Source organism: Streptomyces sp. JJ38 (assembly GCF_019303475.1).
Taxonomy (GTDB): domain Bacteria; phylum Actinomycetota; class Actinomycetes; order Streptomycetales; family Streptomycetaceae; genus Streptomyces.
This window is the reverse complement of the sequence record NZ_JABLSI010000081.1, coordinates 1-14,195: the sequence shown is the minus strand read 5'-3', so window position 1 is coordinate 14,195 and position 14,195 is coordinate 1. Positions and strand designations below refer to the sequence as shown.

13 protein-coding genes, 1 other RNA gene and 1 pseudogene are annotated in these 14,195 nt (G+C 70.2%); 9 read left to right on the top strand and 6 right to left on the bottom strand.

The genetic code is table 11. The features are described from left to right. The 3 genes and pseudogenes from HPT28_RS26005 to HPT28_RS25995 form a co-directional block, all read left to right on the top strand. Positions 1-189, top strand: a pseudogene (locus HPT28_RS26005) (hypothetical protein); the annotation flags it as partial. 9 nt (positions 190-198) lie between these two features. Continuing rightward, entirely contained in the window at positions 199-1,314 is a 1,116-nt protein-coding gene (gene prfB, locus HPT28_RS26000; RefSeq protein ID WP_219094353.1) for a peptide chain release factor 2, read from the top strand. A gap of 284 nt (positions 1,315-1,598) precedes the next feature. Next, positions 1,599-2,390, top strand: a complete 792-nt coding sequence (locus HPT28_RS25995) for a hypothetical protein (RefSeq protein WP_219094351.1) — start codon at positions 1,599-1,601, stop codon at positions 2,388-2,390. Positions 2,391-2,519: 129 nt separating this feature from the next. On the opposite strand, the gene HPT28_RS25990 is transcribed toward HPT28_RS25995, so the two are convergent. Both HPT28_RS25990 and HPT28_RS25985 read right to left on the bottom strand, forming a co-directional pair. After that, positions 2,520-3,392, bottom strand: coding sequence for a hypothetical protein (locus HPT28_RS25990; RefSeq protein WP_257579444.1), 873 nt, complete (start codon positions 3,390-3,392; stop codon positions 2,520-2,522). Positions 3,393-3,767: 375 nt separating this feature from the next. After that, positions 3,768-3,959, bottom strand: coding sequence for a hypothetical protein (locus HPT28_RS25985; protein WP_219094349.1), 192 nt, complete (start codon positions 3,957-3,959; stop codon positions 3,768-3,770). 221 nt (positions 3,960-4,180) lie between these two features. Here HPT28_RS25985 and ftsE point away from each other — a divergent pair, with 221 nt between their 5' ends. The 6 genes from ftsE to HPT28_RS25955 all read left to right on the top strand — a co-directional run bounded on the left by ftsE (position 4,181) and on the right by HPT28_RS25955 (position 9,208). Next, positions 4,181-4,870 (top strand): cell division ATP-binding protein FtsE, encoded by a 690-nt coding sequence (gene ftsE, locus HPT28_RS25980; RefSeq protein WP_219094347.1) that lies wholly within the window; start codon positions 4,181-4,183, stop codon positions 4,868-4,870. A 9-nt stretch (positions 4,871-4,879) separates the two neighbouring features. Beyond that, on the top strand, positions 4,880-5,794 hold the full coding sequence (gene ftsX / locus HPT28_RS25975; protein ID WP_219094345.1) for a permease-like cell division protein FtsX: 915 nt from the start codon (positions 4,880-4,882) through the stop codon (positions 5,792-5,794). A gap of 78 nt (positions 5,795-5,872) precedes the next feature. After that, positions 5,873-7,018, top strand: coding sequence for a S41 family peptidase (locus HPT28_RS25970; protein WP_219094343.1), 1,146 nt, complete (start codon positions 5,873-5,875; stop codon positions 7,016-7,018). 17 nt (positions 7,019-7,035) lie between these two features. Then, on the top strand, positions 7,036-7,515 hold the full coding sequence (smpB, locus tag HPT28_RS25965; protein WP_219094341.1) for an SsrA-binding protein SmpB: 480 nt from the start codon (positions 7,036-7,038) through the stop codon (positions 7,513-7,515). Positions 7,516-7,722: 207 nt separating this feature from the next. Further along, positions 7,723-8,094, top strand: a transfer-messenger RNA (tmRNA) gene (ssrA, locus tag HPT28_RS25960). 319 nt (positions 8,095-8,413) lie between these two features. Further along, positions 8,414-9,208 carry an AfsR/SARP family transcriptional regulator gene (locus HPT28_RS25955; protein WP_219094339.1) on the top strand — a complete coding sequence of 265 codons (795 nt, stop codon included), beginning with the start codon at positions 8,414-8,416 and terminating at the stop codon, positions 9,206-9,208. A gap of 32 nt (positions 9,209-9,240) precedes the next feature. Here the strand turns inward: HPT28_RS25955 and HPT28_RS25950 are convergent, their stop codons facing one another. The 4 genes from HPT28_RS25950 to ispG all read right to left on the bottom strand — a co-directional run. Then, complete coding sequence (locus HPT28_RS25950; RefSeq protein WP_219094337.1) at positions 9,241-10,503, bottom strand: nucleotide sugar dehydrogenase; 1,263 nt, start codon at positions 10,501-10,503, stop codon at positions 9,241-9,243. Positions 10,504-10,512: 9 nt separating this feature from the next. Next, positions 10,513-11,628 (bottom strand): DegT/DnrJ/EryC1/StrS aminotransferase family protein, encoded by a 1,116-nt coding sequence (locus HPT28_RS25945; protein WP_219094335.1) that lies wholly within the window; start codon positions 11,626-11,628, stop codon positions 10,513-10,515. A gap of 1 nt (position 11,629) precedes the next feature. Further along, positions 11,630-12,814, bottom strand: a complete 1,185-nt coding sequence (locus HPT28_RS25940; protein WP_219094333.1) for a DegT/DnrJ/EryC1/StrS aminotransferase family protein — start codon at positions 12,812-12,814, stop codon at positions 11,630-11,632. Positions 12,815-13,047: 233 nt separating this feature from the next. Then, positions 13,048-14,195: flavodoxin-dependent (E)-4-hydroxy-3-methylbut-2-enyl-diphosphate synthase (gene ispG, locus HPT28_RS25935; protein ID WP_257579443.1), on the bottom strand; the 1,148-nt coding region annotated here is incomplete at its 5' end.

The window sequence follows — 14,195 nt, the reverse complement described above, 5'->3', positions numbered from 1 at the left end:
GCCGGCTCCGCCCGGCACCGGGCCGCCGAACGGCGGCGCCGGCTGCGGCTCGGGGCCGCCGCCACGGTCGCCGCGGCCGCCCTCGGCGTCGGCGGCTGGCTCGCGTTCGGCGGCGACGACGGGGACGAGGGCGGGGGCCCTCCCGCGGTCGAGACGGACGGCGGACCCGGCGACGGGGCGAGCCGGTAGGCTGGAGGCGTGGCAGTCGTCGATGTATCCGAAGAGCTGAAGTCCCTCGCCTCCACCATGGAGTCGATCGAGGCCGTGATCGACCTCGACAAGATGAGGGCCGACATCGCCGTGCTCGAAGAGCAGGCGGCGGCCCCCTCGCTGTGGGACGATCCCGACAACGCGCAGAAGGTCACCAGCAAGCTCTCCTATCTGCAGGGTCAGCTTCGCCGGGTCGAGGAGCTGCACGGCCGCATCGAGGACACCGGGGTGCTCTTCGAACTGGCCGACGCCGAGGACGACGCGGACGCCCGCGCCGAGGCCGAGGAGGAGCTGCAGTCGGTGCGCAAGGCCGTCGAGGAGCTGGAGATCCGCACGCTCCTGTCCGGCGAGTACGACGAGCGCGAGGCCATGGTCAGCATCCGCGCCGAGGCCGGCGGCGTCGACGCGGCCGACTTCGCCGAGCAGCTCCAGCGTATGTACCTGCGCTGGGCCGAGCGCCGCGGCTACCCGACGGAGGTCCTGGACACGTCCTACGCGGAGGAGGCGGGCATCAAGTCCACCACCTTCTCGGTCAAGGCCCCCTACGCCTACGGCACGCTCTCCGTGGAGCAGGGCACGCACCGCATGGTGCGCATCTCCCCGTTCGACAACCAGGGCCGTCGTCAGACGTCCTTCGCCGGCGTCGAGGTCATGCCCGTCGTGGAGCAGACGGACCACATCGACATCCCCGAGAACGAGCTGCGGGTCGACGTGTTCCGCTCCTCCGGCCCGGGCGGCCAGTCCGTCAACACCACCGACTCCGCAGTGCGCATGACGCACATCCCCACGGGCATCGTCGTCTCCTGTCAGAACGAGAAGTCCCAGATCCAGAACCGCGCGGCCGCCCTGCGCGTCATGCAGTCCCGACTGCTGGCCCACCGCCGGGCCGAGGAGCAGGCCAAGATGGACGCCCTCAAGGGCGACGGCGGCAACTCCTGGGGCAACCAGATGCGTTCGTACGTGCTGCAGCCGTACCAGATGGTCAAGGACCTCCGCACCGAGCACGAGGTCGGCAACCCCCAGGCCGTGCTGGACGGCGACATCGACGGTTTCCTCGAGGCCGGGATTCGCTGGCGCAAGCAGCAGGAGACGCCGCAGAGCTGATCCCCGCCGCTTCGGCGGTGTGTTGCATGGCTCACACCTGTCCGTCTTTGTCGACAAGTAGTCGCTGAGGCTGGACATTTCACCCAGGCTTCGCTTGACGCTGGTGTGAAAACTGGGAAAGCTGTCCGATCAGCAGGCGTGTGTCAGGGACGAGTGCACAGGTGGGGGCGAGTGGGCAGCCCGGCCCGCAGAATGGCCGTGGGCTCCCAGGTCGAGGTCCCCGGCACCACGAGCGCCCGGTACCGCTGCTCCATCGACACAAGAGCTACTGGGGGTAGTTGGTAGTGACCAATTCCAAGACGCGAGTGCGCGTTGCGCGGATCATCGCGGGAACGGTGTTCGCCGCGGGTGCTTCGCTGACGGTCGCCGGCGTCGCGCAGGCCGCCGGCAGCACCGGCAGCGGTGACGGCGTCACCACGCAGGACAGCCTCATCGAGGTGGACCTCGAGGTCACCGCGGGCACCAACGGCGGTGACAAGCCGGAGGACCCGGAGGAGACGACGAGCGGCGGGAACTCCGCGGACGGCGGGAACACCGCCGATGGCGGGAACACCGCGGACGGTGGCAACACCGCGGACGGTGGCAACACCGCCGATGGCGGCAACTCCGCGGACGGTGGCAACACCGCGGACGGTGGCAACACCGCCGATGGCGGGAACACCGCGGACGGCGGGAACACCGCGGACGGTGGCAACACCGCGGACGGCGGGAACACCGCGGACGGTGGCAACACCGCCGATGGCGGGAACACCGCGGACGGCGGCGGCACGGCCGACGGTGGCACCACCAGTGGTGACACGACGAACGGCACCAGCGGTGACCCGCAGAGCACCGGCGGTACCGGCGGCGAGCAGCCGCAGACCACCGGCGGTGCCAACGAGGACATCACCACGCCGGAGCAGAAGCCGCAGCCGCAGCAGCCCGCCACTCCGCAGGGCGGCGGCGAGGAGCTGGCCGAGACCGGTTCGACCGAGACGGCGTTCCTGCTCGTCGGTGCCGCGACGATGATCGCCGGTGGTGTGGGCTTCCGCATGCTGCCCCGCCTCATGAACCGCAACGGCGCTGCCGCCGCCTGAGCCACAGGCGCGTAACGCGGACGCCGTAGGGCCCGGACACCATGGGTGTCCGGGCCCTCGCGCCGCGTTGGCCGGTCGGTGCCTCAGCGCATGCGATGCTCTTCCCAAAGGGGGGCGGATCCTCGTCCGTCACGGCCTGGGCGGCCTGTTTGACGTCGGCGGTCGTGGAGATGCCGTACCGGTGGTCGCGGGCGTAGCGCTTGAGGAGGTCAAGACCAGACCCGGGTACTCCATGCCGCCGTTGAACCCGGGGGTCATCACGAGGCCGAGCTCACCGTACGGAGAGCGGCCGTACGCCTCGCTGAAGTGATCGACGGCGGCGACGCCTTCCTCGCGGTTCTGGCGCACTCCGTCGGCAGGCGTGCCGGGTGCCCGGTACGAGGCGACGCGCACGCCTCCGGGCGAGACGTCCGAGGCGGTCCGGAACGGGCCGGACGCCCAGGCGAAGTGCCTCACCTGGTCCGCGACGCTCCAGGTGACCGTGCGCCCAGGAGGGCCGGGACGTGTCCAGGTTTGACCGGTCGCCGGCGCCTTGAGAGCGGTTGGGTGGTCGAGACGCACGCGGAAGTCGCTCGCCAGGGCGTAGAAGCTCTCGCCCCTGGACGCGTACGGATCCGGGTGCCACTCCTTCCCGTCGCGCACGGCGAGGACGGGCAGCGCGTTGCCCAGGAAGCGGAACGCACCTTCGCGGCCGAAGCGGGCGTTTCGCTCGGGCACGGCGATGGACACGTCGAAGGTGACCGATGCCTGTTCACCGCCGGAGAGCGGTTCCGGCGGGGTGATGGCCGGGGCGGTGCAGTCCACGGTGAGGGGGCCGGCGATCCCGCCGCGCACCTTCGACACCCGCACCGGCGGTTGGGCGCCGGGTGGGCCGCACGTGTCCTCACCGTTGCCCCACAGCCGCAGGTACCCCTCGTGCAGCGGCTGGTCGGAGGCGTTTCGGAACGAGACCCGCTGGCGGCCGGTCCACCGGGATCCGTCGGCATCGGCGTGGAGGCGCACGTCATAGCGACGATCGTCGGGCGTAGGTGGCTCCGGACTTCCCACCCCGGCGCCGCGGCCGCGTCCCGGGACACGGCGGTGCCCGCCGCGAGGAGCGACACCAGCAGCACAACGAACAGATTGCGGAAGGGAGTTGACGTCCACGAGGCCGAGGAGGACACGGCAGCGGATCATGTCACACCGGACAGATGCGCACCCAGCGTCGCCGCAGGTGTGCTTGGCGGCGTTCCAGTCTGTGTGCGTGTGCTGCGAGGGCGCTCGGCCGCCGGCGCGGAGGGCGCGGGTAGCGCGTTGACCACCCTCGGCCAGTGGGCGCGCGCCGCCACGGACTCCGCGCTGACCTGCGGAGAGTGACGGAGGCGTTTCAGGCTGCGGTCAGAATGCCAGCTCGCCGGCGAGGAGGGATACGGAGAGCAGGGCCATGAGCAGGGCGAGCAGCATGGCGGGGGTGAGGGCCGCGAGCGGGCCCCCGCGGTGCAGCCGGTCCCGCTGGGCGCGGCAGACCGAACAGCGGGCCTCGCTGACGGGCCCGGCACAGTTGGCGCACACCAGTCGGTCGCATGTCATGCGATCTCCTCCTTCTTCGCGCCAACGCCCTCGTGGAGTGATTCGTTCCCCAAGGGTTGTCCTGCCCTCCACTGTGCCAGCCTTCACCCCATGACGCATACGTGCGCAAATACCGGAGGCGGACTGCGATGGCCCGGGCGCTTCGCGTAGGGTCAGCCCACTGACGGGGAGCCGCGCCGCGGCCTCCGCTCCCTCTACCCAGGTCGACGTGGTGTAAATCAGTGATCCGATTCGACAGTGTCTCGAAGACATACCCGAGGCAGGCTCGCCCGGCACTCCGTGAGGTGTCGCTGGAGATCGAGCGCGGCGAGTTCGTCTTCCTCGTGGGTTCCTCCGGTTCCGGCAAGTCCACCTTCCTGCGGCTGGTTCTGCGGGAGGAGCGGGCGACACACGGGCAGGTCCATGTGCTGGGCAAGGATCTCGGACGGTTGTCCAACTGGAAGGTGCCGCAGATGCGCCGCCAGCTGGGGACCGTCTTCCAGGACTTCCGGCTGCTGCCCAACAAGACGGTGGGGGAGAACGTCGCCTTCGCGCTCGAGGTGATCGGCAAGCCGCGCGGGCAGATCCGCAAGACGGTGCCCGAGGTGCTGGAGCTCGTCGGTCTGGGCGGCAAGGAGGACCGGATGCCGGGCGAGTTGTCCGGTGGTGAGCAGCAGCGCGTGGCGATCGCCCGGGCGTTCGCGAACCGGCCGATGCTGCTCATCGCCGACGAGCCGACCGGCAACCTGGACCCGCAGACCTCGGTTGGCATCATGAAGCTGCTGGACCGCATCAACCGCACCGGCACCACGGTCATCATGGCCACCCACGACCAGCAGATCGTCGACCAGATGCGCAAGCGCGTCATCGAACTCGAACAGGGCCGTCTCGTGCGCGACCAGTCGCGTGGCGTCTACGGCTATCAGCACTGAAAGGACGCCATGCGCGGCCAGTTCGTTCTCTCGGAGATCGGCACCGGTCTTCGCCGCAACCTCACCATGACGTTCGCGGTGATCGTGTCCGTCGGTGTCTCGCTCGCCCTGCTGGGCTCCTCGTTGCTCGCCAACCAGCAGATCAGCGCGATGAAGGGGTACTGGTACGACAAGGTCGAGGTCGCGATCTACCTCTGCAACAAGAACGACGCGGAGAACGATCCCGAGCACTGTGACCGGGGTGCCGTCACCGGCCAGCAGAAGCGGGAGATCGAGGCGGACCTGAAGGAGCTCGGCGTCGTCGAGAAGGTCTACTTCGAGACGAAGGAAGAGGCCTTCAAGCACTACCAGGAGGAGTTCAGCGACTCCCCACTGGCGACGTCCCTCACGCCGGACCAGATGCAGGAGAGCTTCCGCATCAAGCTGAGCGACCCGACGCGCTACGACGTCATCGCCAGTGCCTTCGGCGGCCGGGCCGGGGTGCAGGAGGTTCAGGACCAGCGTGAGCTGCTGGCGCCGTTGTTCAGCCTGCTCGACGGCATGAGAACGGCGGCGCTCTTCGTGATGGCCCTGATGCTCCTCGTGGCCATGCTGCTGATCGTCAACACCGTCAGGGTCTCGGCGTTCAGCCGGCGCCGGGAGACGGGGATCATGCGGCTCGTGGGCGCCTCCAGCTTCTACATCCAGCTCCCGTTCATCCTGGAGGCGGCGATCGCCGGGCTGATCGGGGCGGGCGTGGCCTGCGGAATGCTGCTGCTCGGCAAGCTGGTGCTGATCGACGGCTTCCTGGCCGAGCGGCTCCAGGCGATCAACTTCGTGGGCTACGACGCGGTGTTCGGGCAGATGCCATGGGTGGTTGCCGTGGGGGTCGCTATGCCCTCTCTCGCCGCCTTCCTCACATTGCGCAAGTACCTGAACGTGTGAACCCGGTGTGAGATAGAACGCGAGCGCCGTACGGTCAAGCCGCCGTGCGGCGGCCCGTCCTGTCCTAGACTCCGCCTCATGTCGGGCTCGTGGATGTTCGTCCAGCCCCGCCGCATTGGCCGCGGGGCGGCTCTGCCCTTGGTCTTCGCCGGGGTGCTGCTGACCGGCTTCGCCGCAGGGTCCTGGACGACGGACGGACCACCGCAGGACGACGCGCGGGGGCCGGGCGGCGTGCCGCCCGGCGCGGTCGCCGAGCCGGAGCGGCGCGGTGCCAACGACGCCCAGGACGCCGTGAGCCGCAGCGGGGACCGTTGGTCGGCCGCCTACACGGCGCGGGAGTACGAGGGCGTGCGGGACGCCCTGGACGGCCGCTACGTCGGCGTGGGTATCGCCGTGCGCGGTGGCCACGGGGCCCCGGTGGAAGTGGCCCGGGTCGCCGAGGGCAGCCCCGCCGAGCGGGCCGGAATCCGCCCCGGCGACCGGCTGCGCACGGTCGACGGGCGGGATGTGACCGGGCTGCCGGTGACGGAGGTCGTGGCACGGCTGCGCGGCGACGCCCTGGCGGCCGCCGAGGGCAGCCGTGTCGAGCTGGGCCTGGGCCGCGCCGGCCGGGAGTGGGCCGCGACGCTGGAACGCGCCGGGCTGGAGGCGGAGGTCGTCACCGCCGAGCGGCTGCGGCACGGCATCACCCGGATCAAGGTCACCGCGTTCACCACCGGCTCGGGCGAGACCCTGGCCGCGGCCGTGGCCGCCCTGCCGCCCGGCGAGAGCGTCGTGCTCGACCTCCGGGGCAACTCCGGGGGGCTCCTGCTGGAGGCCACGAAGGTCGCCTCGGCGTTCCTCGACGGCGGTCTGGTGGCCACCTGGGGCGAGGGCGAGGACCAGCACGCGCTCTACGCCGAGCCGGGCGGGGACACCGAGAGCCCGCTGGTCGTCCTGGTGGACGGCGGCTCGATGAGCGCGGCCGAGCTGCTGGCCGGGGCCCTCCAGGACCGGGGCCGGGCGCTGGTCGTCGGCGGCCGGACCTTCGGCAAGGGGTCGGTGCAGGTGCCGCACGAGCAGCCGGACGGCTCGGTGGCCGAGCTGACCGTCGGCGAGTACGCCACGCCCGGGGGCCGGACGCTGGAGGGCGTCGGGCTGCAGCCGGACGTCGCGGTGGAGGGTGGGGAGAGCGCTCAGGACAAGGCCGTGACGGTATTGAGTGGCCTCGCCGCCCGGGCGTGAGGAACAATGGTCCGGCTATGGCTAAAGAGACCGGTCGCAAACTCATCGCGCAGCACAAGAAGGCCCGGCACGACTATCTGATCCTGGACACGTACGAGTGCGGGCTCGTACTGACCGGTACCGAGGTGAAGTCGCTGCGTCAGGGCCGCGCGTCCCTGGTCGACGGCTTCGCCCAGCTCGACGCGGGGGAGATGTGGCTGCACAACGTGCACATCCCCGAGTACAGCCAGGGCACGTGGACCAACCACAGTGCCCGGCGCAAGCGGAAGCTGCTGCTGCACCGGGCGGAGATCGACAAGCTCACCGGAAAGATGCACGAGAGCGGCCTCACCCTGGTGCCGCTGTCGCTGTACTTCAAGGACGGCAGGGCGAAGGTCGAGCTGGCTCTCGCCCGCGGTAAGCGGGAGTACGACAAGCGGCAGACGCTGCGGGAGAAGCAGGACCGGCGCGAGGCCGACCGGGCCATCTCCGCCGCCCGGCGCCGCGCCCGGCGGTAGGCCGCGGCGGGAGCCTCACGGCACCGGGGCCCGTGAGGGGCCCCGGGCGCCGGGCGTGCCCCGGGGCCGCCGGACGGGTGTCCGCGCCGCGCGGGAATACGCTGGCCGGGATGTGCGTTGATCCCGTACGATAGGCGACAGCAGTGCCGCGCAGAGCGTCACCGGGGGCCTCGGCCGCCGGGTTCGCGCGGGTTGTCAAGTGAACATGGGGATGATCGGTTTCGACAGCGGATGTCGAAGCAGGGGAAGCGAGCCGAGGAACGCGGCAATGATCTCGTTAACCACGGGCCGCAAAAAAATAATCGCCAACACCAAGCGCGATTCCTTCGCCCTCGCTGCCTGAGCAGCGACCTGCGAAGTGTCAGCCCGGGTGCGTTCCCGACCCGGTTCCTGGCATCAGCTAGGGAACTCACCGCGTAGACCCGGTCACGGGGTCTGCCGGGACATCACACAGTGACTGAGCCCGTCGGCAGCTTGTCTGCGTGACTGCCGGGGCTGAGAAAAGCACAGCAGACTGCGCTCGGAGAAGCCCTCCTTCCACTTCGTTGGACGCGGGTTCGATTCCCGCCATCTCCACCACACGGGTGAAGGCCCCCGCCGCCGGTGGGGGCCTTCACCCGTTCCTGGTCCGGGTGCCTTCGTGCCCGGTCCACAGCTCTTCCCGACCGTTCGCCGCATATCGTCGCCTTCCGCAACTCACCCGAGACGCAACGTTGTTGGCGTGCAGCCACCGGGTTACTGTGGGTGCCGAGCGTATGGCTCCTTCTTATTCACGACGGGGGTTGAACGGGGTTGAAGCCGCGCTGGGTCGCCGAGCCGTACCGTGGATGATCCGGTGTGACCTCGTTCCAACATGCTCTAGGGCATCTCGGCAGTTTGGAAAGGTCACGAGAACTTCATGGAATTCTCCATTCTTGGACCACTGCGGCTCACGGACGAGGGACGGTCCTATACACCGACGGCGCCGAAGCAGCGGCAGCTCCTGGCTCTCCTCATCCTCAACGCGAACCACGTGGTCACTACGGGGTCCTGCTTCGAGGAGCTGTGGGGTCCGACACCACCGAACGCCGCGCTGTCCACGCTCCATTCCTACGTCCTCCAGCTGCGGCACGCGCTGAAGCGGGTGCCACGGATCGGCACGCTCCAGGCCGCCCGCCGGGTGCTGGAGACCCGCGACGGCGGGTATCTGCTGGCGGCCGAACCGACGGCGCTCGACGTCCAGCAGTTCTGCGCTCTGGTGCGCGAGGGCCGGGCTGAGCTGGGGCAGGACGACGCCACCGCGTCGAGGCTGCTGCGCGAGGCGCTGACCCTGTGGCAGGGCTCCGCCCTCGCCGACGTGCAGGCGGGGCCGGTGCTGCGGGCCCACATCGTCGGCCTGGAGGAGGACCGCCTGACCGTCCTGGACCAGTGTCTGGACGCCGAGCTGCGGCTGGGCCGCCACCAGGAGCTGCTGGGGGAGCTGAGCCGGCTCGTGACCCTGCATCCCACCCACGAGAACTTCAACGCCCAGCTCATGCTGGCCCTGTACCGCTCGGGGCGGCGCACCCAGGCCCTGGAGGTCGTGCTGCGCCTGCGCAAGATCCTCAACACCGACCTGGGTATCGAGCCTTCGCCCCGGGTCCACCAGCTCCAGCAGGCGATCCTCGCCTGTGACCCGCGGATCGACCCGCCGACCCTGGCGCACGGTGCGTGAACCGGCGTCGGCGGGCGGTCGGCGGGTCCGTCTCACAGGGATTCCACGTGCTCACCCGGGGTGAGGCGCCGTCGGCAGTCGAAGACGTACCGGGCCGCTGAGGCGACGGCCTCGTAGTCGACGCCGTCGTGGTCGGTGACCAGCAGCACGGCGTGTGCCCGCGCCAGCTCCTCGGGGCTGAGCTCGGTGCGGGTCACGCCGTCGATGCTGACGTCCTCCGTGACGAACGGGTCGACGGCCCGCACCTCCGCCCCGGCCTCGACCAGCAGCTCGGCTATCTCCAGCGCCGGGGACTCACGCAGGTCGCCGGTGTTGGGCTTGTAGGCCAGACCCAGCATGAGGATGCGGGAGCCCGTCATCGTCTGCCGGCGCCGGTCCAGGCCCCGGGTGAGCCGCCGCACGACGTACTCGGGCATCTGGCTGTTCAGCTCGTCGGCCAGCTCCACCAGCCGGAACCGCCGGCTCGACGTCCGTTCGACCTTCCACGACAGGTAGAGCGGGTCCACCGGCAGGCAGTGGCCGCCGACACCGGGACCCGGAGTGAAGCGCATGAAGCCGAAGGGCTTGGTGGAGGCGATGTCCAGGGCCTCCCAGACATCCGCGCCGATGCCCTCGGCGTGCGTGGCCAGCTCGTTGACCAGGGCTATGTTGACGTGCCGGAAGGTGTTCTCCATGACCTTCGCCAGCTCCGCGATCCGCGGGGTGCGGGCGGTCACGATCTCCTCGACGATGGCCGAGTAGAACGCCGTGACCCGGGTCAGTGAGGGCTCGTCGATGCCGGACACGACCTTGGGCGTCGTCTCGAACGTCCAGCGGGCGTTGCCCGGGTCGATGCGCTCGGGGCTGTAGCCGAGGTGGAAGTCCGTGCCCGGTTCGAGCCCGGAGCCCTTGTGCAGCAGGGGTGCGAGGACCTCCTCCGTCGTCCCCGGGTAGCTCGTGGACTCCAGGATCACCGTGGCGCCCGGGGTGAGTACCTCGGCCAGGGCGTTGCCCGCGCTCTCGACGGCGCTGAGGTCGGGCACGCCCTCGTGCAGGGGGGTGGGCACCGTGATCACCGCGATGTCGAAGCCCGCGAGGTCCGCCGCGTCCATGCTCGGGCGGTAGGTCCCCTCGTCCAGCACGGCCCGCAGCCGCTCGGAGGAGACGTCACCGACGTACGACTCGCCGACGGCGAGCTTCTTCACCCGGGACTCGGAGATGTCGTACCCGACGACCCGGTACCCCTTCTCCGCCGCCGCGACGGCGAGCGGCAGACCGACGTACCCCTGGCCGAGCACCACCACTGTGGAGGTCATCGCAGCTCCTTAATCGAAGAACTCGCACACCGCGTCGGCGATGTACTCCACCTGGGCGTCGCTCAGGTGCGGCCAGATCGGTATGGCCAGGTTGTGGTCGCTCGCGTACTGGGCGCCCGGCCACTGTGCGCCCTCGGGGGCGAAGGCACTGAAGGCCGGCTGCCCGGGGAGCGGCACCGGGTAGTAGACGTGGGTGCCGATGCCCTTCTCCGTGAGCCAGGCGCGCAGGTCCCCGCGGCGGCGGGCCAGGAGTGAGTACACGTAGTAGCAGCGGCCGTTGCGCCCGGCGGGCGGCGGGGTGACGCCCCGCTCGGCCAGCGGCGTGAAGCGCTCCGTGTAGTAGTCGGCGATGCGGGCCCGGCGCTCCAGCCGCTCCTCGAAGCCGCCGTGCCGGTGGAGCTGGAACGCCGCGGTCACCTCGTCGAAGCGGCTGTTCTGGCCGACCCGGTGGTGCAGGAACCGGGTGATGCCGTCCTGGCCGTGGTTGCGCAGCATCCGCACGGTGCGGGCGAGTTCGGCGTCGTCGGTGACGACGACGCCGCCCTCCCCGGCCGTGCCGAAGGCCTTGACCTGGAAGAACGAGAAGACGCCCAGATCGCCCCAGCGGCCCGCGGGGACTCCGTCGAGCACCGCGCCCTCGGCCACCGCCGCGTCCTCGATGACCGGAACGCCGTGGTGCTGCGCGATCTTGGTGATGCGCGGCATGTCCGCCATGATCGAGAAGATGTGGGCGGGCATCACGGCCTTCGTCCGCTCCGTGATGAGCGCCTCCATGGCCGCCGGGTCGATCACCATCGTGTGCGGGTCGACGTCGGCGAAGACGGGCGTGGCGCCGAGGTTGGCCACCGAGCTGGCGACCGGCTGGCAGCAGAAGGCCGGGACGACGACCTCGTCGCCGGGGCCGACGTCGAGCGCCTGCACGGCCAGGTTGAGCCCGCCGGTGCCGCTGGAGCAGGCGACGACGTGCTCCGCGCCGGTGGACTCCTTCAGTTCCTCCTCCAGCCGCGCGGTGCGGCGGCCGAGGATGAACTTCTGCTCCGGATCCGTGCCGACCTCGTGGAGCAGGTCGAGAAAGGCCTCCCGGTCCGTCTCGAAGAGGTCCGGCGGGAAGAAGGGAATGGCCACGTCACTGCCTCCCGGCGTAGAAGTCGGCGATGGCGGCGCAGACGGACTCGACGTGCGCCTCGGTCATGTCGGGGTAGAGCGGCAGCGCGATCGTGCGGCGGCAGGCCGCCTCGGCGTTGGGGAAGCCGCCCGGCCGGGCGGACAGCTCCGCGTAGGCGGGCTGGGAGGCGATCGTGCGCGGGTAGTACGTCTCGGTGCCGACGCCGCGCTCGGTGAGGTGGGTGGCCAGCTCGTCCCGCCGCTCGACCTCGATCGTGTAGACGTAGAAGACCGGGTCGCTCGCGGCGGCGCGCGGGACGACACGGGGCACGGCCAGCACGCCGTCGGTGCCGCGCAGTCGTTCGGTGTAGGCGTCCGCCAACTCCCGCCGCCGGGCGATGTCCTGGTCGAGCCGGGAGAGCTTGGCGAGGAGCACGGCGGCCTGGACGTCGTCCATCTTGCTGTTGGTGCCGGACTCCCCGGAGAGGTTGGATATCCCCGCGATGTGGTCGATCGTCCGGCCCATCCGGCCGTGGTGGCGCAGCGTTCCGGCCCGCTCGGCCAGCGCGTCGTCGTCGGTCAGGATCGCGCCGGCGTCCCCGAGGGCGCCGAGCGTCTTGGTGGGGAAGAAGGAGAGCACGCCCCCGGTGCCGAGCAGCCCGCCGTGCCTGCCGTCCCAACGCATGCCGATGGCCTCCGCGCTGTCCTCCAGCACCAGCAGGCCGTGCCGCTCGGCCACCGCGCCGAGTGCCGCCATGTCGGCGAGCTGGCTGAAGAGGTGGACGGGCATGATCGCCCGAGTGCGCTCGGTGATGGCGGCCTCGGCGGAGGCGGCGTCCATGCCGTAGTCCCCGTCCGCCGTGATGTCGGCGAAGACGGGCGTGGCCCGTGCCATGGTGACGGCCGAGGCGCTGGCGAAGAAGGAGAACGCGGGGACGATGACCTCGTCACCGGGTTGGATTCCGGCCGCGCGCAGCAGCAGGACCAGAGCGTCCGTTCCGCTGTTGACGGCTATCGCGTGCCGGGCTCCGGTGTATTCGGCGAGCGCGCGCTCGAATTCCTGGACCTTGCGGCCGTGGGAGAACTTTCCGCGGTCGAAGACCTCTTCGGTGTGCTGCCGGATGAGCGGCCAGAGAGCTGTGAAGGATTCCCTCTGGTCGAAGAACGGGACCGGTGTGGACCGGGCGGCGGTAGAGGTGGTCACCATGGAAAAGGACCTTAGAAAGACGATGTCCGAGTGGGCTACGACAAGAAGTTGCCGGGTGGCGTTGCCAGCGGAGGGCTGCTGCCTTTGCGCCCTTGTCAGTGAGTCGGCCGGTCAGTGGGTCAGGGAGTGGGCGAGCCCGGGAGCCGGTGAGTCCGGAAGCCGGCGAGGGGACCCGAGCCCGGTTCCGGCCGGAGGCGGAGGGCTCCCCCTCCGGCCGGCTGCCGTGGGAACGCTCAGGGGTGAGCGGTGATCTCGGGTTCGCCGGAGAGGGCGCCCTCGTTCTCCATCTGCTGGGCGATCTTCATCGCCTCCTCGATGAGGGTCTCCACGATCTTCGACTCCGGCACGGTCTTGATGACCTCGCCCTTCACGAAGATCTGCCCCTTCCCGTTGCCCGAGGCCACCCCCAGATCCGCCTCCCGCGCCTCACCGGGACCGTTGACCACACACCCCATCACCGCGACACGCAACGGCACGTCCATCCCCGTCAGCCCCGCCGTGACCTCCTCGGCCAGCTTGTACACATCCACCTGCGCCCGCCCACACGACGGACACGAGACGATCTCCAGCCCCCGCTCCCGCAGCCCCAGCGACTCCAGGATCTGGATACCGACCTTCACCTCCTCGGCGGGAGGCGCCGACAACGACACCCGGATCGTGTCCCCGATCCCCTCACCGAGCAGCGCACCGAACGCCACCGCCGACTTGATCGTCCCCTGGAACGCCGGACCCGCCTCCGTCACCCCCAGATGCAGCGGATAGTCACACCGCTGCGCCAGCAGCCGGTAGGCGTTCACCATCACCACCGGATCATTGTGCTTCACCGAGATCTTGATATCCCGGAACCCGTGCTCCTCGAACAGCGAGCACTCCCACAACGCCGACTCCACCAACGCCTCCGGCGTCGCCTTGCCGTACTTGCGCAGCAACCGCTGGTCCAGCGACCCCGCGTTCACCCCGATCCGGATCGGCGTACCCGCCGCGGAGGCCGCCTTCGCGATCTCCCTCACCTTGTCGTCGAACTGCTTGATGTTCCCCGGATTCACCCGCACCGCCGCACAGCCCGCGTCGATCGCCGCGAACACGTACTTCGGCTGGAAATGAATATCGGCGATCACCGGGATCTGCGACTTCCGCGCGATCGTCGCCAACGCGTCCGCGTCGTCCTGCGTCGGACACGCCACCCGCACGATCTGACACCCCGAAGCCGTCAGCTCCGCGATCTGCTGCAGCGTCGCACCCACGTCCGAGGTACGCGTCGTCGTCATCGACTGCACCGACACCGGGGCGTCCCCGCCCACGGCCACCGAGCCCACCTGGATCTTCCGGCTGACCCGGCGCTCGGCGAGCTTGATCGGTACGGACGGCATTCCCAGCGCAA